The following is a 26479-nucleotide window of genomic DNA, read 5'->3' as shown; positions in this document are numbered from 1 at the left end:
TGTACTCATCCGGTTTGCTGAAAATAATAGGGAACTCGAAGGTACGCTGCGGTTAGGGCATCCGGGCTCTCAATCGGAACGAAGGAATCATTAGGGAAGTTATTTTATGCTTTTTCCTAAACCGCCTTGAAATTTCCTGTCTCAAGCATAAGCACTATGTTTGCGCTCCAATCGGCGTACGAACTCCTCCATGATGATGCGATACAAATCCTCGCCCAAATAATCGTCCTCGACACCGCTATCGATACTCGGATTATCGTTGATCTCGATAATCACGTTACGGCCTGCGATTTGTTTCATATCGACACCGTAAAACCCGTCACCGATCAGCTTAACCGCTTTCGCTGCGGTTTTCACGACATCCTTCGGAACTTCGTGAACAGCGAGCGTTTCAAAGCCGCCGCTTTTGCCCTTGGCTTTATCGCTGCTATGGTTGTAGATCTGCCAATGCCCGCGCGCCATAAAATATTTACAGGCATAAATCGGCCGGTTGTTCAAAAAACCGATCCGCCAGTCGTAGTCGGTCAACACATATTCCTGTACCAATAATATTGCGGACTCTTTGAATAATTCGCGGCATTGGTTTTCCAACTCTTCACGGCCATGCGCCTTGACCACGCCGCGCGAAAATGAACCGTGAGGAATCTTGAGTACGAGAGGATAACCGAAGCTCTGTTCCAACTCGTCGAAATCCAACGGCTTGTCGCGTATGATCAACTGCGTTTTCGGCGTCGGAACACCATGCGCACTCAATAAATCGGCCAAAAATACCTTATTCGCACATTTCAGAATCGAATCGGGATCGTCCAACACCACCAAACCTTCACTCTCCGCCCGTTTGGCAAAACGGTAGGTATGATGATCGATCGCTGTAGTTTCGCGGATGAACAAGGCATCGTACTCCAAAAGCCGCGCAAAATCGTTTTTATCGATCAGATCGACATCCAGACCCAGGTCATTACCCGCTTTGATGAAGTTTTTCAGGGCTTTCGTATCGCTCGGCGGAAATTCCTCTTGCGGATTGTAGAGAATCGCCATTTCGAAGCGAAACCGTTTACGCGAACGAGGTTTGCGCCAAATCTTACGACTGTAGGCATCGATCGCTTCCGCAAATTGATTTTGTTCGTTTTCATTCAATTCGGCTAGATTTCCCGGCGTAATCCCAACGATTTCCCAACGTTCGCCCCGTTTGAATTCGACATTTAGAATCGGGCTGGGATAGAGCTCAAACAAACGCCTGGCCAATTTTTCAAGCGGCGGATAAGACACCCTACCGAAGAAAATTTTTATTCCGAAATATTCCGTATCGGGTTGCCCGTAACCTGCCGGATATTTACCCAGGTATTTATCGAGGTTGTTATCGTAAAGCCGGTAATAATGATGATTGGCCAAATCGTTGATGCTGCGAATCGACGGAATTACCCGTTGGCCCCGCGCTTCGGCCAACAGCGAACAATAATAACCGGTGCCGAGGTAATCATAATCTCGGCATAGATTGATTACCTGTGTCTTACCGGCTTTTTTACTTTCCGGCAATGTCAGATAAGCCTCGACCGTAACAAGGTCGCTACTCGGATAATAAGGCGCCCAGTCTTCCAGGCGATCGACAACGATATATAAAGAATGCACGGGCTCCGCCTGGGTAATGAAGTAGAGGTCTGGAAATACTAATTCCGTCCAATTACGAAAACAGCTTTTCTCTGAACCGCGGGTCCATACAAAATAAAGGAAGTCCAGAAAGACGGCAATCTAAAGCATTAAGAATATTTACGCAAGATTCAACTTATGCCCTTATCCAGCTTTTACAAAATAAAACTGGGGTAAAAACTTAACCTGATTAGCAAGTTTCTTCAGCTAAAGCCCAAAAACCAGCATATCCCTAGCAGGACGGGGTTTGCAACCCCGTCCTAAACGTTTTGACTTTGGCCGAAGTCAGCCGAAATGTTTAGGGCAAACCGAGACGTTGGGGACGGGTTAAATAACCCGTCCCGCAGAAGTGGCTACGACTGGCCACTGCTCGGACAATTGGCTTCAGCAAGCTGAAGCATCTTGCTAATCAGAAAACTTAAAGCGAGCCGCAGGATACGCATCGCATACCATTTCTAGGCTTGATATACCCATCGCAGATCAAAATTCGGCGCCGAGGGCGCCGTCAAAGGAGGCCGTGAACCCAGCACCTAAATTCCATAGGTCTTTGGCAATGATTCAAAATCATGGCTTATTTAGGTGCTGGATGAATTATCCAAGTTAGTTAACCATAGCCAACAGGCTATGGAATTTAGGTGCTGGGTAAAGACCTCCCGGTAGGCTCTATGCCAGATCCATGCTGGCCCGGCGCCTCTGGCATTGCCAAAATTTGAAGTGCGAAAGGTATAACTCAGGAATACTTGCGAAACTTTACCCGATTCGTATCCTGAATATATGAATCACTTAAACAATCGGTTTGATAGGTGGAAACGTGGCGTCGCTGGCTCAGAAACTGTTTCTTTGAACGATTTTGACAAGGGTGCCGGGGTGCAGACCGGGGCGCGTGAAAGCTCTCCCCGGTCTTCAGGACAATTACCAGCCTTTTTTTGCCTGTTCCAGGACATAGGCCGAAACGCTTTCGATTTCTTCTTTACTCAAAGTCGATGCAAATCCCGGCATTGGGGACTTGCCTTCAGAAACCAGTTTTTTGATTGCATCCAAAGAATTCACGCCGTTTTTTTCCAAACTCTCTGAAGAGAGAGTTTTATCCGGATTCATAACGTTTTTACCGCCGGCATGACAAGCGACGCAATTTTTATTAAAAACATCATTGGCCTGAGCAACGCCTACCGCAGTTAACGACAGCGCAGAAAATAAAGCGATTTTTAAAGATTTACTCATGTGACTCTCCTAAATATACAAATTATTCTTGTCAGGAATCAGTAGCGGAAATCTTGAGTTATTATTAACACCCCTACTGAGTTTTTTAACCCCGACAATAAAAAGGACAAAGTTGTCCCCGCCTAGTAACCATCAACGATGGAGCTTTGTTTTTACGCCATTTTCAAGGAAATAGCAATTCCCTGAATAAACCGGTTTTATCGATCGGCATCACACAAGCCGTTTTTTAAATACCAACCCATTAACTTATACCTTTCACACTTCAAATTTCGGCAGTGCCAGAGGAGGCGCCTGGGTGTCCGGACGATTTTCGCTCCTGCAAAATCGACATTCACGCCTTCCATGTCGCTCATAAAGGCTTTGCCAGCATGGAGCTGGCATAGAGCCTACATGGAGGTATTCACCCAGCACCTAAATTCCATAGCCCATTGGCTATGCTTAACCATCTGGGATAATTTAGGTGCTGGGTTCACGGCGTCCTTTAGCGGACACCCAGGCGCCGAATTTTGATCTACCACGGGTATAAATTCGGCAGTTCAACCATGAAGAGTGCTGATTCCAAAAAATGTCACTTATTTTTTACCATGAAGAGCATGAAGGACTTGAAGATACAATTTTTTTAATTTAATTGAGTGACCAACCATTAACAGCCTGTGTCATCAATATTACCACTGGGTAACTATTCAGTCCCCCGGAAATTATCGTTCCCACGCTCTGCGTGGGAACGCCTGAGTACCGCTCCAGCGGTACGAGACGCTAGAGCGTCTCGGTCTTCATTCCCACGCCGGAGCGTGGGAACGATAAGGGGTGTAAATAATTACACCACTGGAGTGCAGGCGAAGCCTGCACTCCAGTCCCGCCATCGTTTTGATATTTTTAGTCATTAACTGGTTTTGAAAACGCTATGTGACTACATTGAATTTATTTAATGAGTTCATCCGTGATATCTGAACGGTTCATAATGCGCTCAATACTCTTTCCTTCATTATCTTCATGCCCTTCATGGTAATAAAAACAAACTATAAACATTATGCGGCATCAGCACCCACCATGAAGCACATGAAGTTATTGAATTAGCTTCTTATTTTTCATGATCTTCATGGTGAAATACATTTTCTTGAATTAATTTCCGGAATAAAAAAGGGCCCGTTCGGGCCCTTTTCAATTCGTCAGTTTTTCTTACGAATTACTCTTCGATATCAACAGCTTTCATGCTCAATCTGACACGACCTTGTCTATCGATTTCCAGTACTTTGACTTTGACGACATCGCCTTCGGATAGCTTATCGCTAACCTTGTCGACATGCTCGTCCGAAATCTGAGAAATATGCACTAAACCGTCTTTACCCGGCAGAATCGTCACGAATGCGCCGAAGTCCATCAATCGGGCAACTTTACCCTCATAGGTTTTTCCGACTTCGACTTCCGCTGTAATTTCCTCGATCAAACGACGCGCTTCTTCTCCGGCTTGTTTATCGACGGAAGCGACTTTAACGATGCCGTCATCGGTCAAATCGATGCTTGCACCGGTTTGTTCGGTGATACTGCGGATTGTTGCACCGCCTTTACCGATGACTTCGCGGATTTTACTTGGATCGATTTTGAACGAAATAATGCGCGGCGCATAATCGGACATTTGCCCGCGCGTCTCGGACAACGATTTGTTCATTTCGCCCAAAATATGCAAGCGGCCCTGCTTGGCTTGCTCGAGTGCGGTTTTCATGATCTCGGCGGTAATTCCGTCAATCTTGATATCCATCTGCAGCGCGGTAACGCCCTCTTCGGAACCGGCAACTTTGAAGTCCATGTCGCCTAAATGATCTTCATCGCCCATGATATCGGACAACACGGCGAATTGATCGCCTTCCTTAATCAAACCCATCGCGATACCCGCAACCGGCGATTTAATCGGCACGCCTGCGTCCATCAGCGCCAAGCTACTCCCGCACACCGACGCCATCGAGCTAGAACCGTTCGACTCGGTAACTTCGGAAACGACGCGCACGACATAGGGGAATTCATCCATGTTCGGCAATACGGCTTGAACGCCGCGTTTTGCCAAGCGGCCGTGGCCGATTTCCCGGCGTTTCGGAGAACCGACAAAACCGGTTTCACCGACACAATAAGGCGGGAAATTGTAATGCAGCATGAAACTTTCACGGTATTCGCCTTCCAGAGCATCGATGACCTGCGAATCACGTTCGGTACCCAAGGTCGCGACAACCAAGGCCTGCGTTTCGCCGCGAGTAAACAACGCCGAACCGTGAGTTCTCGGCAACACGCCGGTACGAATTGAAATAGGTCTGACCGTTTTCAAGTCGCGGCCGTCGATACGCTTACCTTCTTCAAGAATCGAGCCGCGTACGATTTTCTTTTCGAGATTTTCGATGATACCGCGAATGTCGGATTCGCTATATTGCTCATCAGCCGTCAACTTATCGACTGCAGCATTTCTGATTTCTTTCAGTTGCTCTTGTCTGACCAGTTTTTCAGGGACTTGATATGCCGCCTTAATTCCGGCTTCCACTTCAGCTACCACCAAAGATTCCAGCTCGGTGTTAGCAGCCACCGGTTGCCAGGCCATCGGCGCCTTGTTAACCATAGCGGCAAGTTCTTTAATTGCAACGATAGCAGTTTGCATTTGCTCATGACCGAACAATACGGCACCAAGCATCACTTCCTCGGACAAACATTGCGCTTCGGATTCGACCATGAGTACCGCATGTTCGGTACCGGCAACAACCAATTCCAATTGCGACTCAGCTAATGAAGAGGGCGTCGGATTCAATAAATACTGTCCGGCTTTATAACCCACTCGCGCCGCGCCGACAGGACCGTTGAAGGGTAACCCTGAAATCGATAACGCTGCAGAAGCTCCGATCAAGGCAGGAATTTCGGGATCGACTTCGGGATTCAGTGAAAGAACGGTGGCTATGATTTGAACTTCGTTGGTAAAGCCATCCGGAAATAAGGGGCGGATTGGACGATCGATGAGACGGGAGGTTAACGTTTCTTTTTCGCTTGGTCGGCCTTCTCGCTTAAAGAAACCGCCGGGAATCTTACCCGCGGCAAAAGATTTTTCCTGATAATTGACAGTCAATGGAAAAAAATCTCCGCCGCTGTTTGCTTCTTTTTTTCCAACGACTGTCACTAGAAGGGTGGTCCCCTCCATGTCGATCATTACAGCGCCGTCCGCCTGACGAGCTATCTCACCGGTTTCCAGCGTAACGAGCTGATCGCCATACTGAAATTCTTTCCGAATCGGATTCACTATACAGTTCCTATAGGTTAAGGGTTGTTATCAAAATCGGTTTATTGCTTTCCTTACAAATGAAAGAACGGCACAGAATAGTAATTTCAGGCCGTTCTTCTTTTATTCTTATTTACGCAATCCTAAGCGCTCGATCAATGAGCGATAACGGTTGATGTCTTTATTTTTCAAATAATCCAACAACTTGCGGCGCTGATTAACCATCCGCAGTAAACCGCGACGAGAATGATTATCTTTTTTATGTTCGGCAAAATGCGGCGTCAAGTGAAGAATGTGCGCCGTCAGTAATGCGACTTGCACTTCCGGAGATCCGGTATCGGTTTCGTTCAAACGATATTCTTCAACGACTGCTTTTTTTTGTTCCGCGGTAAATGGCATTTCTATTTAACCCCTATAAGATTAATATTGTTTATAAAAAATACAAAGCACCGAGTTCGGTGCCAGGATAATGTGTTTCCGCAATAGGGTGCAGAAACAAAACTATTCGGAAATTAGTATACCCGTCGTAGATCAAAATTCGGCGCCTCCTCTGGCACTGCCGAAATTTGAAGTGCGAAAAGTATATGTAAGAAGGACTCATGTACGCTCTTTCCCAAGCTCCAGCTTGGGAAACACACCCCGGAAGCTCCAGCTTCCTGAGACCGACACAACCTCCGCACATTCTCAATTAACCCCGACTCGCTCGTTCAATCTTCCTTGATTATCGGGAGCTAGAGCTTCCTGAACAGGTTACCCAAGCTGGAGCTTGGGTAACAGCAAAATGTGGCCGCGCGAAGTATATTAAGAAGGACTCATATTGAATAATTTTTTCGGCGCTAGTTTACCATCCAAAAACATTTCGCCCAAACCTAAAAATTGCCGCCCCGTATACATTCGCACGGGCCCCTCCAACGAATTTTTAAGCGTCAAACTTTGTCCTTGCTTGATTGAATTTGCCTGTTCTTCGGACAAATCGACGGCAGGTATCGAGTCAATTGGCTTATCAACCGGAATCAAACAATTCATCAATTCGCTTTCGCTCATTGCCTGCAATTGCTCGATCGATTTGGCCTCGTCGATGACAAAGCGGCCGGATGCCAGCCTGCGAAGCTCGATAACCGTCCCCCCGCAACCGAGATGCTCGCCGACATCTTCCGCCAGGGTTCTGATATAAGTGCCTTTCGAACACCAAACATCCAAGGTCAGAAGCGGCTCTTGAAATTTCAATAAATTGATTTTGTATATCGTAATCGGACGAGCCTTACGTTCGACGGACTTGCCTTGCCTGGCCAATTCATAAAGCTTTTTGCCGTTAAGCTTAAGCGCCGAATACATCGGCGGCACTTGTTCGATATCCCCTGTGAACCTTTTCAGACAAGCCAGAATTTCATCCTCAGACAGAGGCGGAACCGGGCGTGTTTTTAGCACCTGACCTTCCGCATCGCCGGTATCGGTAACCACGCCCAAACGAACAACTACCTGGTAACGTTTGTCGTCATCGAGCATGAATCCGGAAACCTTGGTCGCTTCGCCGAAACAAATCGGCAATAATCCCGATGCCAAAGGATCGAGACTGCCTGTGTGCCCGGCCTTGTTCGCATTGAACAAGTGCTTGACTTCCTGCAAGGCTCTGTTCGACGAAACACCGAGGCGTTTATCGAGCAGCAATACTCCGTGAATATCGCGCCCGTTTTTACGCTTTGCCATTCCGCTCAATCCTCTTTTTTATCCTTCGATTCGCTCAATAATTCGGCCACGCGCATACCGGTCTCAAAGCTATCGTCATAATAAAAGCGTAACTCCGGTATATTGCGCAAGCGCATGCGCTTGCACAATTCGCTTCTAATAAAGGGCGTCGCATCGTTCAGAGACTTAATACTGTCTTTTTTTCCCTGATCGTCGGCATTAAGCACCGTGACATAGATTTTGGCAACGGCCAAATCCTTGCTGATAACGACCTCGTTAACCGTAACGAATCCTACCCGCTTCACGTCAAGCTCTCGCTGTAGAATCAGCGCCAGCTCCTTTTGGATCTGGGACGAAACCCGTGCGCTACGGCTAAATTCTCTGGCCATGACGTTTATAACTCCCGTTTCACTTCAACACGCTCGAAAACCTCGATATGGTCTCCGACTTTGACATCGTTATAATTTTTAACGCCGATACCGCATTCCATGCCCATTTTGACTTCGGCAACATCGTCTTTGAAGCGGCGTAACGATTCCAGTTGCCCCTCGTAAATAACGACGTTTTCACGCAATACGCGAATCGGCAGGTTACGCTTGACAAAACCTTCGACGACCATACAACCTGCCACCGCACCGAATTTCGGCGAACGGAACACATCCCGGACTTCGGCCAAACCGACAATAGTCTCTTTGATCTCGGGCGCCAGCATGCCGCTGATCGAACTTTTCACCTCATCGATCGCCTGATAAATCACACTGTAGTAATGCAAGTCGACGTCTTTTTCTTCGATCAATTTACGCGCGGCGGTATCCGCACGAACATTAAAGCCGATCAAAATCGCGCCGGAAGCCAGAGCCAAATTGACATCGCCTTCGTTGATGCCGCCGACACCGCCATAAACGACCTTAACCTCGACTTCATCCGAGGACAGCTTGATCAAAGATTCGCGCAAGGCTTCCAAACTACCTTGAACATCGGTTTTAATCACCAAGTTCAAACTAGCCGTTTCGCCGGTCGCCATTTTTGAGAATACTTGATCCAATTTAGCGGCTTGCTGCGCGGCCATGCGGCTGATTTTGCTCTTATCTTCACGATGCTCGGCCAATTCCCGCGCCGCACGCTCGTTTTGCACGACCAAAAATTCATCGCCGGCATTCGGGGTACCCGACAGGCCTAGAATCTCAACCGGCGTACTCGGACCGGCTTCTTTAACGGCTTTACCGTTCTCGTTAAACATTGCCCTGACACGACCGTATTCATGGCCGCACAAAACGAATTGTCCTTTTTCCAACATGCCGCGCTGCACCAGAATCGTTGCAACCGCCCCTCGGCCTTTATCCAGCCTGGACTCGACAACAATACCCGAAGCCGATCCTTCCGCAGGCGCTTTCAATTCTAAAATCTCCGCCTGCAAAATCAACGCTTCGATCAAGTCATCGATGCCTTCGCCGGTTTTAGCCGAAACCTTGATGAACTGCACATCGCCGCCCCATTCCTCGGGCACCACATTGATGGTGGACATTTCCTGCATAACCTTTTCCGGATTGGCTTGCGGCTTATCGATTTTATTGATCGCGACGATGATCGGCACATTGGCCGCACGCGCATGTTCGACAGCTTCCTTAGTCTGCGGCATGACACCGTCATCCGCCGCGACTACGACAATAACCACATCGGTCAATTCCGCGCCTCTAGCACGCATCGCAGTAAACGCGGCATGCCCCGGCGTATCTAAAAAGGTTACCGAACCGTGATCGGTAACCACCTGATAAGCACCGATATGCTGAGTAATACCGCCCGCTTCACCGGCGGCCACGCGAGTCTCACGGATGTAGTCCAGCAAGGAAGTTTTACCGTGATCGACATGCCCCATGATGGTAACGATCGGTGCGCGAGACATTTCCTGACTACTTTCTTCCTTCAGAGCCGCCAAAATTTCGGCTTCCAAATCGTCATCGCTTTGCATGATGGCTTTATGGCCCATTTCCTCGACTAACAGCACCGCCGTTTCCTGATCGATACTCTGGTTAATCGTTGCCATCATACCCATTTTCATCAATTGCTTGATGACTTCGGCGGCCTTGACGCTCATTTTTTGCGCCAAATCGGAAACGATAATATGTTCAGGAATAGTGACATCCCTAATGACCGGCGCAACCGGTTTCTCGAATTGATGCTTCAAATCGGCCTGAGCACCGCTCCTGTCCTTTTGTTTGCCTTTTTTCTTACCTTTCCCGGCAGCTTGTCCTCCTTGTCTTTTTTTCTTTTGACTCTCCATTCTGGCTGCCGCTAATTGCCGTACTTTTTCGGCATTTTTTTCTACCGCAGCTTCGAGACGACGTTTTTTCTCTTCCTCTTTTTTTCTTTCGGTTTCTGAAAGTCTGGCTTTTCGCTCGGTTTCCTTGCGAATCTCAATGGCTTGAGCTTCGGTTAACGCTTCTTTATCGACCGGTTCGGAATCGTCTACGCTTATTTTATCCTGAGGAGCCTCTGCTGTAGTAGCGACTTCGTCAACCGGCTGCTCCCGCTCGAATAATTCTTCTTCGCCTTTGGTTGCCTTTTCTTCCGTTACCGCGCTAACCGGCGGTTGCTCGGTGCTTACCGGCGTCGGTTCTGCCTGAATCCGTTCCTCTGTTTTTTTGATTTCTTCCGACTCCTTCGGCTCATCACCTACGGGCGCGACTTCAGCGCGTTTAACGTAGGTCTTCTTTTTGCGGACTTCGATACTGATAGTTTTTGCAGAACTGCCCGGGGCGTTGCTTTGCTTCAGCTCGCTGACCGTTCTACGCTTTAACGTTACGCGTTTCGGAGCGGCATCCGTCTCCCCTGTCGATTTACCATGCCGCTTACGTAAATGAGCCAGCAACTTAACTTTTTCATCTTCACTAATTACGTCATCAGGGGCATGCGCGGATAACCCGGCTTCTTTCAGTTGCTCTAATAATCGCTCTAGAGGTATACCCACTACCTCCGCTAACTGCCTTACTGTTTTATCACTCATATTTTGCCCCCTATCCTAATTCGCCCTGGTCCTCGGCAAACCATCGCTCACGCGCTTTCATGATTAATTTTGCCGCTCTTTCTTCATCCACACCGGTTACATCCAGTAAATCATCAACCGCCTGATCCGCGAGATCGTCCAACGTTACGATGCCCTGGCCTGCTAACTCATAAGCCAAGGCCTCATCCATGCCTTCCATTTCCAGCAGTTCTTGCGAAGGCTCCGCTGTCTCGATTTTTTCTTCCGATGCAATTGCACTAATTAACAGCGCGTCTTTTGCCCGACCTTTTAATTCGTCGACCAGTTCTTTATCAAACTCTTCAATTTCCAGCATTTCATTAACCGGAACATAAGCAATCTCTTCAATCGAATCGAATCCGACTTCAACCAAAATCGTAGCGATTTCTTCGTCGACACCTAATTGATCGATAAATAATTGTTTGGTTTTATTGGCTTGAGCACCGCTGGTTTCTTGCGCTTTCGATGCATCCATCACGTTCAGCTCCCACCCTGTCAATTCAGTTGCCAAGCGAACATTCTGACCGCCTCGGCCTATCGCCTGAGACAAATTATCCGAACTAACCGCCAAGTCCATACTGTGTTTATCTTCATCGATTACGATCGATTCGATTTCGGCAGGCGCCATTGCATTGATAACAAATTGCGCCTCGCTTTCATGCCACAAAATGATGTCGACGCGCTCGCCGGCAAGCTCGTTCGATACCGCTTGAACACGCGACCCTCTCATTCCGACGCAAGCACCAACCGGATCGAGTCTCGGATCGTTTGCCTTGACCGCGATTTTGGCTCTCGCCCCCGGGTCTCGAGCCGCGCCCTTGATTTCGATCATACCCTCGCCGACTTCGGGAACTTCCAAACGGAACAACGCAACCAACAACTCAGGTGCGGCGCGGGTGACAAATAATTGCGGTCCGCGCGGTTCCGAGCGAACCGCTTTAAGATAACCTCTAACCCGATCCCCGATTCTAAACGACTCGCGCGGGATCATATCTTCTTTGGCGATGTAGGCTTCGACATGACCGCCAAGATCCAAGTAAACGCTGCCTTTCTCAATACGCTTGACGATGCCGGTAATCAATTCGCCGACTCTATCGGTATAAGCTTCGACAATTTTACTGCGCTCGGCTTCGCGAACTTTGTGAATCATCACTTGCTTGGCGGTCTGTGCGGCAATTCGTCCGAATTCGACCGACTCGACTTCTTCCTCGAAAAAATCTCCAACATTGATGTCGGGATTTTTTTGCCGCGCATCGTCCAACAAAATCTGGGCATCGGGAAATTCGAGACCGTTTTCGAAATCATCATCCGGTTCGACAACTTCCCATCTGCGAAACGTCGTATAATCGCCCGTTTTTTTATCGATCGAAACACGCGCTTTTATTTGGTTACCATAGCGTTTTATCGTTGCCGCTTCAAGCGCAGACTCGACTGCCTGGAAAACGATTTCCTTATCGATGTCTTTTTCATTCGAAAAAACATCCACTACCAATAAAATTTCTTTATTTGCCACTGTGCACTCCTTTATTAATTAAATACTCAGGCACCAGCCGCGCCTTACTCATCGCTTGAAATGGAATCTCGTAAACCCGATCGCCTTCCTGGAGAAACACGGTGTCATTGTCGACTGATTGGATTACGCCTGAAATTTTGCGGCGCTTTTCAATCGGTTTGAATAAGTTAACCGAGACCATATGCCCAATGAAGCGCTCGAATTGTTGGATAGAAAATAGCGGACGATCGTCTCCCGGAGACGATATTTCCAGTTGATAATTACCCTGGATTGGATCCTCGACATCGAGCATCCCGCTGACCTGATGACTGACTTTCGAGCAATCTTCCACTAAAATCCCTTGCTCGTTGTCGATATAAATTCGTAATAAGCCGTTACGAGGATGCGGATTGTATTCAATCCCGACGCACTCATAACCCAAGCCTTCAACAATCGGCTGAATCAAATTAACCAAATGCTCAGGTGCCTGCTTCATCTTTCCTCACTTATTTACGCACATAAAAAAAGAGCCAATGGCTCTTCCTTAAAGTCTATATTCGTTAAACAACCAACGATCCAAACGCCCAAAAAACAAAAAGCCCCAAAAGGGGCCTTTTTTAATTTGGTAGCGGGGGCAGGATTTGAACCTACGACCTTCGGGTTATGAGCCCGACGAGCTACCAAGCTGCTCCACCCCGCGATTGATTTGAGCTATTATAAACATATTTTTAGATTTGGCAAGTTATTTATTGGAATTAAAGAGAATTACACACGAAATCCTTATTCAAATGACCGCTGGCGCTTATTAGCTCGATTTTGGCGAGAGGATTTACCTTTTTCATAACCTTCGGTTTTCATGAACGACGCTAGGCCTTTCTCGCCGGTTTTTCGGTAATCCGCTTCGAGAACATTTTTCGCATCCACCTTAGAAATCGCCAACGATTCCGTCATCGCTCGATATAACAGATCGAACAGACGCCGTAGCGCTATCTTCCAGGTGCTGCCGCTGAGTTCGTAAAGAGCATCGCTTAGCCGCAAAAAGCGTTCGAAGGGCGCATCGGCCAGTATCAAAGGCAAGGTTTCGGCAAAGCGGCCGGAATTTGCGATCATGTCCCAATAGCGCGCGAAGCGGTTGATGCGTTGCATTTCGTCAAAGCCAATATCGCGAGTGCTGAGGATGTTGTAAGGCGGTTCGGGATTGTAACGCATCCGATAGGTTTCGTTATGCCGGTTGAGCGGCGCACCGCGCAAGCGTTTTAAGATACCCAGTTGAATTTCATGCGGTTGTAAAGCCACTAATTGGTCGAAACTAGCCGCGAAGTTGTTCAGCGTATCGCCGGGCAGACCGAAGATCAGGTCGGCATGAATGTGCGCATGGGTACTTGCCTTGAGCCATCGCAGGTTTTCTTTGGTTTTCTCGTTATCCTGACGGCGACTAATCAGCCGTTGAATGGCCGGGTCGAAGGTCTGCACGCCGACTTCGAATTGTAGCGTTGCGGACGGGAATTTCTCGAGCGTTTGTTTGAGTCGATCGGGTAAATGATCCGGTATCACTTCGAAATGCAAAAACAAGCCGTCGCTCATGCGTTCGAGAAAAAATTCCAGTATCGCAATGCTGACGGCGATTTTTAAATTGAAGGTCCGGTCGATGAATTTGAAATGCCGAACGCCCCGCCGATACAACACTTCCATTTCGCCCAAGAAGCGATCCAATGCAAACGGCTTGGCCGTGACATCGAGCGCCGAAAGACAAAACTCGCATTTGAACGGACAGCCGCGCGAGGCTTCGACATAGACGATACGGTTGCGAACGTCTTCGTCGTTGTAATAGGGATAAGGCGATGCCAAATTTTCCAGCGGCGATTCGGCGCCGGTTATGATTTTTTCGTCGGGCGCTTCGCCGTTAAGGATTTGTTCGCATAATCCGCGAAAACTGATTTCGCCAACGCCGGTGACGATGTAGTCGGCCAACTCGGCGACAAGAGGCAAATCGGGCGGATGACTGACCTCAGGTCCGCCCAGAATCACCACAATTTCCGGCGCGACTTGTTTGAGCAATGCCACGGTCGAGCCGACTTCGGCGACATTCCAAATATAGACGCCGAAACCGATGATCTTCGGACGATGCTGCAAAAGCTTTTCGACGATGTCGATCGGCCGGTCTTGTATGCCGAATTCGAGTATTTCGGCTTCGTTTTGCAGCTCTCCCAAATTGGCGTAGAGATAGCGCAGCCCGAATGCGCTATGGATGTACCGGGCGTTAAGCGTGGTCAGTCGTATTTGCGGCATGCTTAACCCGAAAGGTTTACGCGGCGCGTACTCTACGCTGTCAATTTGAGGTATTTTTGATAGAGCGTGTCTTTGCTTTCGGCATGCTCCGGGTCTTTGTCGATACAATCGACCGGGCACACTTCGATGCATTGCGGCAGATCATGATGCCCCACGCACTCGGTACACAAAGCCGGGTCGATGACATAAATTTCCTCGCCTTGGGAAATCGCGCCGTTCGGACACTCCGGTTCGCACACGTCGCAATTGATGCATTCGTCATTGATAATAAGGGCCATGGTTACTCCTGACTAAATTTTTGGATCAAACTTTGTTTAACGATATCGGGCACAAAGCTAGATACGTCGCCATTGAGACGTGCGATTTCCTTGATCATGCTCGACGATATGAATTCGTATTGTTCGGCAGGCGTTAAAAAGACCGTTTCAAGATCGGGTGAAAGCCGCCGGTTCATGCCGGCCAATTGAAATTCGTATTCAAAATCGGAAACCGCTCTCAGCCCCCTAATGATGACATGGGCGCCCTGTTCTTTGGCGCAATCGACCAATAGGTTGCTAAACCCGATAACAGATACGTTTTCGAACGCTTCGGTCACCGATTTAGCCAGCGCGACACGCTCGTCGATCGTAAATAAGGGCGTTTTTGTCGTACCGACCGCGATTGCGACGATAATGTTGTCGTAAAGTTTAGCGGCCCGAGCAATCAAGTCCAAATGCCCGGCGGTCACGGGGTCGAAAGTGCCCGGATAGATTGCGGTAATATTCATGATAAGCCGGAACGATGAAAAAAGCAGCGGATTATAACGTTTTGGGGGGATTTTTTCATCTGTTTGATATTTTCGCACTATAGCCCCACGCGGGGCGGATAATTTATTTTGATCTACGACGGGTATAATGCCCGAAAATCAATCGAGGAGCCCAATAATGAATAAAATCAGCACTATTCAGATTATCGATAGTCTAGCCGAAATGACTCGGCATCACGACCGGGAAATCCTCGAAAAAAGCTTATTGAAGACCTTGGATGAGCTGACGACGGGGCAGGAATTCAAGCTGTACAGAGTGGTCGAAGCAAAACCCAAAATCTCGCTTGCTCTACTCGCCTATTCGGTCAATGGCGTGATCGAAACCGGTGGCAAACATACTAAAACACATTGCATTTTCGAACATCTGAAGGCGGGTATCGAAGCCGCCGTTTTACTAGGCAGTTTGGAGCAAATCCAAAACAAAGCCGGAAAGGTAACGCATTACATTTACCCGGCAATCGATCATGACAACGAAGTTTTCGCCATCTTGATCCAAGAATGCAAGGAAACGCCCGACTTGGATATTCTGCGTTATGCTCATGGTCTGCTCAAGGTGTATGCCAATTATCTGGAACTGATCGACCACAATGAACGGGACAAATTGACTCAGTTGCTCAACCGGGAAACTCTCGACAAAGAACTCATCGGCATCCTGATCCGAAACAATGAAAAAAACCGTAGGCGCTTGATCAAACGCGAAAAAAACCCGCTTGGCTTTTGGCTGGGTGTTGTCGACATCGATCATTTTAAAGCCGTAAACGACCGCTTCGGGCACCTATTCGGCGATGAAGTGTTGATCTTAGTAGCCAGGCAAATGAAAAGCGACATTCGCGGCGACGAAGATCTGATTTTCCGCTTCGGCGGTGAAGAATTCGTGATTTTGTTACAAGCTTATGAAATGAAGGAGGCAAAATCGGTATTCGAACGTTTGCGAAAAAACATCGAGACTCATGAGTTTCCGCAACTCGGTCATGTGACGGTGAGCATCGGTATCATGCAAGTCACGAATCAAGACAGTCCCGCCGAAGTAATCGCCTGCGCCGACCAAGCCATGTACTATGCCAAGGAGCACGGCAGAAACCAAATCCGCGTCTATGAAGAACTGCTCGAGCAAGGATTGATTGAAAAAGCGCCGCAAAGTCCGGAGTCGGGCGATGTGGAATTTTTTTAATGCGGCTCGATGACCTTTTTCTCAGATTTCGTCGTTCCGCTACTTTACAGTCAATGCTTATTATCCTAGGAAAGGATTTCACCATTAAGAATAAAAGGCTAATTCAACAGCTTGCCATGCTTTTGCAAAACAGTTTCGCTCTCCTGAAATACTTCAAGGATTTTTTCATGTGCTTCATGGTTAAATTGCCGAATTTAGGATTACAGGATCAATCGAAATACGTTAGCCCCAACAAATTAGATCGGTATTCATTTACCCGGCGCGTTATATTCTACCGGCAACACGATCCGAAACTTGGTGCCTTCGCCGACGCGGCTGTCCAATTGAATTTCGCCGTCATGTTTTTTGATGATGCTGTACGAAACCGAAAGCCCTAAACCGGTTCCTTTACCGACCGGTTTGGTCGTAAAAAACGGATCGAAAATCTTATTGAGGTGCTTAGGATCGATGCCTTTTCCGGTATCCGCAATCTCGATCCATATCCGGCCGCCGTCTTCGGTTCCGCTACGAATCGTGATCGTACCTTTGTCATCAATGGCATGCGCGGCGTTAACCAATAAATTCATGAACACCTGATTCAGTTGATGCGGCAAACACCAGACCCGTGGAAGATCGCCGTATTCTTTAATGATATCCGCTTTGTATTTGGTCTCGTTATGCACGATATTCAACGTACTATCCAAACAAGCCTGTAAATCCGCCCATTGCCAGTCATCGTCTCCGCCGACATGAGAAAAATCCTTGAGATCCTGCACGATTTTTTTGACTCGCTCAGCTCCTTCTCGCGATTCGCTTAACAAGTCGAGCACGTCTTCTTTCAAAAAAGGCAAGTCGATCTGCCGTTTAAATGCCTGTACCGGATCGATCCGTTCCGCATCGTTGCAAACCGCATCGATATTTTCATACATTTCTACAAGCTCAAGTAAGTCCTCTATATAGTTTTTCAACGATGTCAGATTGGAATTGATGTAGCCGATCGGGTTGTTGATTTCATGCGCGACGCCGGCCGCCAGCTGGCCGATCGACGACATTTTTTCCGATTGCATCAATTGCTGTTGCAGCTCCTGAAGTTGTGTCAACGCTTGCTGTAATTCCGTATTACGCTGTTTTAGCAAATCCTCGGCTTTTTTATGCTCGGTAATATCGGCCGTGATACCGTCGATTCGTAGCGGCGCTTCGTTTTCATCGCGAACATAACGCATCGATTGATATAGCCAGCGCTGTTCGCCGTCGGGACGTACGATGCGGTAGGCGAGCTTCTGGGTACCGGCCGCAGGTAAATCGGCTAACCGGTTTTCAACGTCTTGTCTGTCCTTAGGATCAACGATGGACAACCATAAACCTGGCCGTTCGAAAAAATCCCGGACCGGTCTGCCGGAAATTTCCTCGGCAGCATGGTTCAAGTAGAGGAGTTTCAAGGTTCCGGGCTCCATCGACCAGACCACGCTGTCCAATGAATTTAGGATGTCATGCAAACGTTTTTCCGACTCTTCATAGCATCGCCGGATAATCTGCAGCTGGCGGTTAGCATCGGCCAGTTCTTGTATATGCTTGCATCGATCGATGTTCAGCAGGATATTGTCGATCGCCAGCGCGATCGCATTGGCCATTAATTGGCCGCTTTCCAGATCCGCCTCGGTATATTCCAAACCGCTGTCCAATTTATTGACGCAAATCGTACCGATCGAGCGTTGTCCCGAAATCAGAGGCCAACAGAGGGCCGCCGCCGGAATACGCGAATCGGACCTCGGACCGTGATTCTTGAAGCGGAGGTCTTCATCGATGTTACCTTTGAGCAATAATGCACGCCGGTTCTCCAACACCCAACGAATAACGGCGCTTTGATCCGATATCGGCCGTCCGATATATTCTTCGGGCAATCCGACTCCGGATTTAATGACATAGCGTTCATTATCCAGCATGGTCAACGAACCGGTATCGGCATCGAACCCTTCCAAAATAAAACGAAGGATATCTCGGTAAAATTGACCGGGATTTTCTTGCAATGAATCGGATTGACCCAGTTGATACAATTCGCTGATCCATTGCAATTGCTTTTTTTCATTGAACAGCATAGCGTCTCCAAAACTTGCTTTAGCTTCTTATACCTCAATTTTTTACATTTTTTGACAAGCATTCATGTCTTTAATCCTAGAAAGAGCAGTTGGCATGTGTTGTAGACCGTTCGTACTGAGCCAAGTCGAAGCATGAAGGGTCTACAACACTTTCACCGGCCTGGTGAAGCCTCAAGCTACAATGTTTATTCGAACCGCCCGGGCACGGTTTTGGTACGCGCAGCGTACCCTACGGTCTTGTAATTTGCAGGCGTTTTCATACCAAGCATGGTTTGTAGCGCTGCTCTTCCGGCGATATCGGCTCAATCTCTGAATCGGTAACCGAAATCATTGGAGATCATGACTTAAACCTGGATTAACACAACAATAACACCTCTGGCGCCGCTGGAATAGCCCATCGCCCGCACCGAAACCGTCGTCTCGACGCCTCCTAGAGTTAAAATCCGAGCGGTATTATTATCCGGTAAAACGCCGCCGAAACATTGCTCTACCCAGTTCATGACTTCCGACGGCATTACCTTGCTGGCTTGCAATCCGACCAGTCCGCCGACGGACGGACCGAGTAGCATTTTGTCCGATTCATGGTTCGAGACGGCTATCATGCCTTGCTCATCGATACCCACCACCGCTACCGGCAAATGCTCGAGTATTTCTTGCGATACCTGCAGCAAATTGACATTGCGAATAATTTCCCGCGTTTTTTCTTTGACCTGGCGCTCCAACTCCCGGTTGAATTGCTGGAGTTCCTCGTTAGCGCTTTGCAACTCGGCGGTCAATCGCCGATTGTCGAAAGCCATCTCATAATGCTCAAACGCTATGCGGATATTATCCCGCAACAAATCGTCTTCCCACGGCTTGGTCAAAAATTTATAAATCGCTCCTTCATTGATCGCATTGGTGACCGATTCCAAGTCGGTGTACCCGGACAACATGATACGCATCGTGTCGGGGTAAAGAACTTTAACTTCGCTTAAAAACTCGGCACCGGTCATGTGCGGCATGCGTTGGTCGGAAACGATAACTCCTACGCGTTGTCGACCCAATAGTTCCAATCCTTCGGCACCGCTATTGGCCGTCAAAATTTGATAACCATCTCTACGCAAGGACCGTTTCAAAGCTTTGACGATATTGATTTCGTCGTCGACGAGTAAGAGCACACGCTCCGATGGCGATTCGGGGTCAGTCATAAATAAACTCCTAGGAGGCCTAAATTCGGCAATTTAACCATGAAGCACATGAAGTTCGTGAAGTATTTTAAGAAGATACTCATAATCTTTCCTGATTAGCAAGTTTCTTCAGCTAAAGCCCAAAGATCAGCATATCCTTAGCAGGACGGGGTTCGCAAGCCATGCGCGTCAAGCTAAAAACGGCCAACCCACATCACGCTATTTCCCAAGCTCCAGAGACTGTGAAAGTATTATTGCAGTCCATACACTATAATATATATTACTTAACCACTACCCGTTAACAAACCGCCATGTCATCCCGCCGCTATCATCGCGCATTAAACCGCCAGCAAGACATGCTGTTGCCGCTTTGTATTGATGACTATGTTAGTCAGAATAATCCAGTGCGAGCCATTGATGCCTATGTCGATACGTTGGACTTGTATGTCTTAGGTTTCAAAAACACCGAGCCGGTCATTGGTGCCGGGCAGCCGGCTTATGATCCGGCGGCGTTATTGAAGCTGTATTTGTATGGCTATTTGCAAGGTATTCGCAGTAGCCGTAAATTGGAACGAGAGACCACCCGCAATCTGGAAGTGATGTGGCTGATCGCAGGCTTACAGCCTACCTACAAAACCATCGCCGACTTTCGCCAAGGCAATAGCGATGCCTTAAAGGCGGCGAACCGCGATTTCCTATTGCTGTGCAAAGAACTCACGCTGTTCGGTGGCGAACAAGTCGCCGTCGATGGCAGCTTTTTCAATGCCAACGCCAGTAAAGCGGGGATTTACACCGAAGATAAACTCAACAAACAGCTTGAAAAGTTAAGCCGGAAAATCGCCGACTACCAACAAGCCCTCGCCGAGCAGGATTCCGCCGATGACCGAGCCAGCCTAGGCAGCCTGGTTGAGGATGAACAGCTGCCAGCAAAGCTTGAGCAATTGCAAACTAAACAAGCCGAGAAAAAAGCCTTGCTGCAACAGCTCAAAACCAGCGGCGACAAACAAGTCTCCACCGTCGACCCCGATGCCCGCTTGCTGACCAAACGCGGACAAACCGTTTCCGGCTACAATGTTCAAATTGCCGTGGACGACCGGCACAAACTGATCGTGGTCGACGAGGTCACACAAGCCGGTAATGACGTTCATCAGCTGGCGCCGATGATGGCAAAGGCGCAAGAGACCTTGCAGTCCGAAAGCCTGACCGGGCTTGCCGACAGTGGTTATTTCGAAGGCAACCAACTGAAATCTTGCGAAGACCAAAACACTCCCGTATATGTGGCCATACCCGATAAGTCGAAAGCCATCGCCGCGAAGGGACGCTTGACGCGCGAGCAGTTCAGCTACGACCCGGAACAAAATGCCTATTGTTGCCCACAAGGCAAGCTATTGACTGTCAGCGGCAAAGCCCATCAAAAAAACGGCAAATGGATGACCGGCTACAAAAGCAAGCCCGCCGACTGCAGCCAGTGTCCCCTACGCGAACACTGTTTAACCGAAAAAGCCACGATCAAACAAATTCAGCGCTGGGAGCATGAAGACGTCATCGAACGCCACCGCCAGCGGATGGAACAACAACCGGGCATCATGAAGAAACGCGCGGCCTTGGTTGAGCACCCCTTTGGTACGCTCAAGCATCGCGCGGGCATGAACCACTTCTTGATGCGAGGCTTGGAAAAGTGTCGAGGCGAATTTAGCCTGATGGTTTTAGCCTACAACTTCACGCGCCTACTCACGATTCTCGGTGCTGACGCGCTGAGGGATTATTGCGTCCGGAGACCAGGAAATACGCTAAAAAACATGGAATATGCATAAAAAATGACGGATTTTGGCTGGTTAGCTTAAATAAAAACGATGCCATAGGCAGCAAAACCTGAATTTTCAAAAAAATGCCGCGCTGGGCAACCTGAGAGCCGCTTAGATTTGGAATACTTTCACAGTCTCTCCAGCTTGGGAAAGACACCCCGGAAGCTCCAGCTTCCTGAGACCGACACAACCTCCGCACATTCTGAATCAAACCCGACTCGCTCGTTCAATCTTTCTTGATTGTCGGGAAGCTAGAGCTTCCTGAACAGGTTACCCAAGCTGGAGCTTGGGTAACAGCATATTTTAGTTTTTGCGACTTCGACTGGCCCCTGCTCGGACACTTGGCTTCGGTAAGCTGAAGCAGCTTGCTAATCAGGTAATCTTTTAGCAACCTTTCATGAGTGCAAAATTGTTTTGCAAAAGCATGGCGGACTATTGAATTGACTTGTTATTCTTCATGATCTTCATGGTGAAATGCTTTTTCTAGATTGATGAATATTGTAATCGTAGCCCTTTATTTCGACGCACGACTCAGAATAAACTCTGCGGCCCCAGAACACGTAATATTTCCTCACAAGTCGTCGTACCCGCGACTACCTTATCGAACGCATCGTCGAGCAGTGTTCGATAGCCGTTTTCAACCGCCATGGCTCTCAGGTCGCTGAAACTGACCTGTGCGGTTATCGAATCGCGCATGGCTTCGTTGAGCACCAATATCTCCATCAAGCAAACTCGGCCCAGATAGCCGGTATTGCCGCAGTTTTCGCACCCTTTGCCCCGGTATACTTCGATCGCGTTTGTATTGAATAACGGACCGAGCATGCGCATCGTTTCGGGATCGGGTGCGCAGGCTTCCCGGCAATGCGTACAAATCTTGCGCACCAACCGCTGAGAGATCACACCTTCGAGCCCGCTGGCGACGATGAACGGTTTCAAGCCCAAATCGATCAATCTTGCCACCGTCGCCAATGCGGAATTGGTATGTAGCGTCGAAAACACCAAGTGGCCGGTTAGAGCCGCCTGAAAGGCCACTTCGGCGGTTTCGAAATCGCGAATTTCACCTAACAGAATCACATCGGGGTCTTGCCGTAAAATGGCGCGCAATATCATCGGAAAAGTCAATCCGATCTTTTCGCGCACACTGACCTGGCCGGCCGAATCGAGAAAATATTCGACCGGCTCTTCGATCGTGAGATAGTTTTTTGTCGGTGTCACGCCGTGCTGCAGTAAGGCATAAAGCGTAGTCGTCTTGCCGCTGCCGGTCGGTCCGGTCGCGAGTACGATACCCTGCGGTTTGTTGATCAGATGCAACAATTTCTCCCGTTCCGATTCCGCAACGTCAAGGTTATCGATACTTTGAATCTGCGCGTTCCTGTCCAGAATTCGCATCACGACCTTTTCCCCGTTGATGACCGGCAAGGTCGAAATTCTAAGGTCGACGATACGCATCGGCGTTTTGACGGTAATCCGTCCGTCCTGAGGCCTGCGCCGCTCGGTGATGTCCATTTCGGCCATGACCTTGATGCGCGAAACGAGTTGATTGTGCAGTTGGTTCGGAATGTATATCTTGTCGAACAAAATACCGTCGATCCGGTAACGAACGACGATGCTTTTCGTTCGCGGTTGAATATGAATATCGCTGGCTCTCAGGCGTATCGCTTCGATGATGATCGAATTGACCAATCGTATTGCCGGCGGTTCGGACGTTTCCTGCAGCAATTGTTCGAGCGAAATATCGTCTTCGTGATCGATGACGACTTCGATCGTCTCGAACGGGTCGAGAGCGGAAACTATGGTTTCGATTTCTCCGAAGCTCGGCTCGTCGCCGTAAACGGCATTGATTTTTTTCTTGATCGCGGCGATATCGGCCATCACGGTTTCAATCGTCAAGCCGGTCATGAACCGTAATTCCGCCTGCAAGCCCATATCGAGCGGGTCGGCCATGACCAGTAACAATTGGCGTTGATCGACTTTCAACGGCAATACGCAATGTTGTTCGCACACCGAACGCGGCAACAGCTCGACCGCTTCGGGATTGACCTGAAACTCCGGCAGCGAGACTTCTTCGATGAGCAGTTCCTTACGTAAAATGCTGCGAATCGTTTTCTCGGCCACCCATTCGCGCTCCAATATCAATTTGAGCATCGAATCCTTTCGTGTCTGCTTGATTTTATATAACTCTTGAAGCTGCCGGTCGCTGAGCAATTGTTTTTTATGCAGCATGACCGCGATTCGTGCGCTATCGGACACGGCCAGCTTGCTGAGCCGCTTAATCTCCTTGGTTTTATTGACATTATCGTGCTGGAGCTTTTTATTTTTTTCGATCAGGTCGTACTGTTCCAGCGCCAAGCCGACCGTGATACGCAAATCGTCGTTATTCCAGGGTTTGAGAATGAACTTATAGACCGCGCCTTCGTTGATCGCACCGAGTACCGCGCCGGTATCGGCCTCGCCGGTTAACATGATCCGAATAATGTCGGGATGAAGCATTTTGACGCGCCGCAGCAATTCGGCTCCGTTCATGCCCGGCATTTTATAGTCGGAAATGATCAGCTGAAATTGACCGTTCGCGAGCGTGTGCAAAGCTTCGTCGCCGGACATAGCGACTTCGACGCGGTAGTTTTCCTGACGGAACACGCGCCGCAACGCGCTGAGTACGTTGGGTTCGTCGTCAACCAGTAATATGCCGTACGCCTTGGATGCTTGCTGCGTATCGTCTTGCTCGTCCGCGGCGTCGGTATTTTGGCCGCCGGTAAACAATGAGGCATAAAACGACATTGTTAAGACTCTTTAGGGTTCTGAATAGCGTTTTGCACAGGTAAATTAACCGTTACCCGAGTTCCCTTACCTATCTGGCTCACGATATCGATCGAGCCGCAGTGCTCTTTGACTATATCGTGACAAACGGTCAAGCCCAGCCCCGTCCCCTGCCCGACCTCTTTAGTCGTGAAAAACGGTTCGAACACATGCGGTAAAACCGTCTCCGGAATGCCTCGTCCGTTATCTTGAACTTCGAGCACGACAGCCCCGTTTCGAACAGCGGTGCGGATACGAATAATGCCGTTTGTTTCGATCGCATCTACCGCATTACCCAGCAGCCCGTATACGACTTGGCCTAATTGCGCGGATTGACATTGAATCGGCGTTTCCGAAGACAGTTCCAAAACGAGTTTCGCTTTTTGTTGCCATTGCGATTCGGCAACCTGGCAGATTTGCCGAACGATCGTATCGATATCGGCTCGTTCGGTTTCGGTTTGATCGATACGCGAAAAACCCTTCAATGCAATAACGATCTTCGCGATACGATCGAGTCCTTCGAGGCTTTCTTTCATCAAATCCTTGAAATCGTCGAGCAATAACGACAATTCCCGCTCTTCCCAGACTTTGCGTAAATCCTTCGATGAAGCCCCGTTATCGATCAAAGCATTAAATTCGTAAAACGATTCCAGATAGGATGCGGCGGTAGCGACATTGCTGCGAATGAAGCCTAACGGATTGTTGATCTCATGCGCCACACCGGCCGCCAACCGACCTACCGAAGCCTGCTTTTCATTTCTATAAAGCTTCAAATGCGCCTTTTCGATCGTTTTAACCTGCTCCTTGACGCGTATTTCCAAACTTTCGGACAGTTTTTTGTAGCGCGCTTCGGACGCTTGCAAAGCCACGTTTCTGCGCTGTAATTCCTCGAAATCGTCGCGCTGGGTTTGTAGATGAATATCGGATGCCAACAAATAGCGAGCATTGCAGCGCAAAATCAACTGCATCAAATCGGCCGCGGCACTCAAGCGTTCGGATGGAACGGCCGTTCGTGTCTGCAAAAAGCCGACAGGCTCCAGCTCGCCATGCAACGGCACCCGATCAACCGTCTTCGAGCTGTTGTCGCCGATTACGCTTGCGCCTGAATCGTCCACGACGCCGACCGTAGTGTCCAATAAGACATTCAATGCCGAAATCAAGCGGCTCTTGTCTATACCTTTTAAGAGCTCGTCAAGATTCAAATCGCGTTCGAAATCGCCCCCCGATTGAAAATCGTACATCGTCTCAACCTTTTGCCGATGATAATGAACCGCCCAACGTTTGCGCGATAAAGCTATCGCAATCGAGACCATGATCCGATTGCAAGCGGTACAGCCGATCGCAGGTTAGATAAACAGCCGCCAACAAAGTCTTGAAGGTCTCAATAATGCCCTCGCCGGTCAATGCAGAACTAAACAAGACCGGCCACGGCGCCTTTTCCCACCGCGCCATTATTTCCTGTTCGCTCAGAATTGCCGGCAAATCGCGCTTGTTGAACTGCACGACCAACGGCAATTGCTGAAAATCGAGCCCGACGCGCGCGGCGTTTGCGACTAAATTTTCAAACGACTCGCCGTTATTGACACTTTGCGTCCGCTGCGAATCGGCAACGAAAACAACACCATCGGCCCGGGACAACACGGCCTTGCGCGTACTGTCGTGTATCACCTGTCCCGGCACCGTGTAAACCTTGAATTTGATCAGCAAACCGGACGGCGCGCGAAATCCCAACGGCAATAAATCGAAAAACAAGGTCCGATCGTCGGCGGTTTCCATGATCATCAACTCGCCTTTCATATCGGGCGTCAAAATATCGTGCAGACGCATTAAATTAGTCGTCTTACCGCTGAGCGCCGGGCCGTAATAAACCAGCTTGATCGTCAGTTTTTGACTGCTTTCGTCGTATTGAGCCATGACCTTAGGAAAAAATCGACCGATGAATAAAACATCCAGTATAGCCGCCATTCGCAAAACGAATTGCTGCCCATACACTTACGCCAGTCTACGCCAAACGAACGAAACAATTCAACTTTAGGCTATACTACGAAAATTAT

At 48.7% G+C, this 26479-nt stretch carries 18 protein-coding genes, 1 tRNA gene and 2 pseudogenes; 2 read left to right on the top strand and 19 right to left on the bottom strand.

Going from position 1 to position 26479, the window contains the following annotated elements:
* Positions 1-141 precede the first annotated feature (141 nt).
* The 14 genes and pseudogenes from MEALZ_RS04555 to coaD all read right to left on the bottom strand — a co-directional run bounded on the left by MEALZ_RS04555 (position 142) and on the right by coaD (position 15373).
* Entirely contained in the window at positions 142-1629 is a 1488-nt protein-coding gene (locus tag MEALZ_RS04555; protein ID WP_014147434.1) for a RimK family protein, read from the bottom strand.
* A 930-nt stretch (positions 1630-2559) separates the two neighbouring features.
* On the bottom strand, positions 2560-2868 hold the full coding sequence (locus MEALZ_RS04550) for a c-type cytochrome (protein ID WP_014147433.1): 309 nt from the start codon (positions 2866-2868) through the stop codon (positions 2560-2562).
* Between the two features lie 1186 nt (positions 2869-4054).
* Positions 4055-6139: a polyribonucleotide nucleotidyltransferase gene (pnp, locus tag MEALZ_RS04545; protein ID WP_014147432.1), complete on the bottom strand. Its 2085-nt coding sequence runs from the start codon at positions 6137-6139 to the stop codon at positions 4055-4057.
* Positions 6140-6247: 108 nt separating this feature from the next.
* Positions 6248-6517: a 30S ribosomal protein S15 gene (gene rpsO, locus MEALZ_RS04540; RefSeq protein ID WP_014147431.1), complete on the bottom strand. Its 270-nt coding sequence runs from the start codon at positions 6515-6517 to the stop codon at positions 6248-6250.
* Positions 6518-6919: 402 nt separating this feature from the next.
* On the bottom strand, positions 6920-7825 hold the full coding sequence (gene truB / locus MEALZ_RS04535) for a tRNA pseudouridine(55) synthase TruB (RefSeq protein WP_014147430.1): 906 nt from the start codon (positions 7823-7825) through the stop codon (positions 6920-6922).
* A gap of 5 nt (positions 7826-7830) precedes the next feature.
* On the bottom strand, positions 7831-8193 hold the full coding sequence (gene rbfA / locus MEALZ_RS04530; RefSeq protein WP_014147429.1) for a 30S ribosome-binding factor RbfA: 363 nt from the start codon (positions 8191-8193) through the stop codon (positions 7831-7833).
* Positions 8194-8198: 5 nt separating this feature from the next.
* Positions 8199-9986: pseudogene (infB, locus tag MEALZ_RS04525) on the bottom strand (translation initiation factor IF-2); the annotation flags it as partial.
* A gap of 503 nt (positions 9987-10489) precedes the next feature.
* Positions 10490-10808, bottom strand: a pseudogene (locus MEALZ_RS23900) (translation initiation factor IF-2 associated domain-containing protein); the annotation flags it as partial.
* Positions 10809-10818: 10 nt separating this feature from the next.
* Positions 10819-12339, bottom strand: a complete 1521-nt coding sequence (nusA, locus tag MEALZ_RS04520; RefSeq protein WP_014147427.1) for a transcription termination factor NusA — start codon at positions 12337-12339, stop codon at positions 10819-10821.
* Positions 12329-12814, bottom strand: a complete 486-nt coding sequence (gene rimP / locus MEALZ_RS04515) for a ribosome maturation factor RimP (RefSeq protein ID WP_014147426.1) — start codon at positions 12812-12814, stop codon at positions 12329-12331. Before rimP ends, nusA begins: the two co-directional genes overlap by 11 nt.
* A gap of 127 nt (positions 12815-12941) precedes the next feature.
* Positions 12942-13018, bottom strand: a tRNA-Met gene (locus MEALZ_RS04510).
* A gap of 80 nt (positions 13019-13098) precedes the next feature.
* A complete protein-coding gene (locus MEALZ_RS04505; RefSeq protein ID WP_014147425.1) occupies positions 13099-14607 on the bottom strand; it encodes a B12-binding domain-containing radical SAM protein in 1509 nt (502 codons plus the stop codon).
* A gap of 32 nt (positions 14608-14639) precedes the next feature.
* The gene (locus tag MEALZ_RS04500) at positions 14640-14885 is read right to left on the bottom strand and encodes a YfhL family 4Fe-4S dicluster ferredoxin (protein WP_014147424.1); all 246 of its coding nucleotides are present in this window, start codon (positions 14883-14885) and stop codon (positions 14640-14642) included.
* Positions 14886-14887: 2 nt separating this feature from the next.
* A complete protein-coding gene (gene coaD, locus MEALZ_RS04495; protein WP_014147423.1) occupies positions 14888-15373 on the bottom strand; it encodes a pantetheine-phosphate adenylyltransferase in 486 nt (161 codons plus the stop codon).
* A gap of 157 nt (positions 15374-15530) precedes the next feature.
* Between coaD and MEALZ_RS04490 the strand changes: the two genes are divergently transcribed.
* On the top strand, positions 15531-16583 hold the full coding sequence (locus tag MEALZ_RS04490) for a GGDEF domain-containing protein (RefSeq protein WP_014147422.1): 1053 nt from the start codon (positions 15531-15533) through the stop codon (positions 16581-16583).
* A gap of 248 nt (positions 16584-16831) precedes the next feature.
* Here the strand turns inward: MEALZ_RS04490 and MEALZ_RS04485 are convergent, their stop codons facing one another.
* Together MEALZ_RS04485 and MEALZ_RS04480 are read right to left on the bottom strand one after the other, a co-directional pair.
* On the bottom strand, positions 16832-18658 hold the full coding sequence (locus MEALZ_RS04485) for an ATP-binding protein (protein WP_014147421.1): 1827 nt from the start codon (positions 18656-18658) through the stop codon (positions 16832-16834).
* A gap of 344 nt (positions 18659-19002) precedes the next feature.
* Positions 19003-19845: a response regulator gene (locus tag MEALZ_RS04480; RefSeq protein WP_014147420.1), complete on the bottom strand. Its 843-nt coding sequence runs from the start codon at positions 19843-19845 to the stop codon at positions 19003-19005.
* A gap of 290 nt (positions 19846-20135) precedes the next feature.
* Between MEALZ_RS04480 and MEALZ_RS04475 the strand changes: the two genes are divergently transcribed.
* Positions 20136-21638 carry an IS1182 family transposase gene (locus MEALZ_RS04475; protein ID WP_014147419.1) on the top strand — a complete coding sequence of 501 codons (1503 nt, stop codon included), beginning with the start codon at positions 20136-20138 and terminating at the stop codon, positions 21636-21638.
* A gap of 522 nt (positions 21639-22160) precedes the next feature.
* Here the strand turns inward: MEALZ_RS04475 and MEALZ_RS04470 are convergent.
* Genes MEALZ_RS04470 through MEALZ_RS04460 form a run of 3 tightly spaced genes read right to left on the bottom strand, consistent with a single transcriptional unit; the run spans position 22161 to position 26390 of the window.
* Positions 22161-24407: an ATPase, T2SS/T4P/T4SS family gene (locus MEALZ_RS04470; protein ID WP_014147418.1), complete on the bottom strand. Its 2247-nt coding sequence runs from the start codon at positions 24405-24407 to the stop codon at positions 22161-22163.
* A gap of 2 nt (positions 24408-24409) precedes the next feature.
* Positions 24410-25666: a sensor histidine kinase gene (locus MEALZ_RS04465; RefSeq protein ID WP_014147417.1), complete on the bottom strand. Its 1257-nt coding sequence runs from the start codon at positions 25664-25666 to the stop codon at positions 24410-24412.
* Positions 25667-25670: 4 nt separating this feature from the next.
* Positions 25671-26390 carry a GTP-binding protein gene (locus tag MEALZ_RS04460; RefSeq protein ID WP_014147416.1) on the bottom strand — a complete coding sequence of 240 codons (720 nt, stop codon included), beginning with the start codon at positions 26388-26390 and terminating at the stop codon, positions 25671-25673.
* Positions 26391-26479 lie beyond the last annotated feature (89 nt).

The sequence above is a fragment of the Methylotuvimicrobium alcaliphilum 20Z genome, assembly GCF_000968535.2.
GTDB lineage: Bacteria > Pseudomonadota > Gammaproteobacteria > Methylococcales > Methylomonadaceae > Methylotuvimicrobium > Methylotuvimicrobium alcaliphilum.
This window is presented reverse-complemented; position numbering and strand designations above follow the sequence as displayed.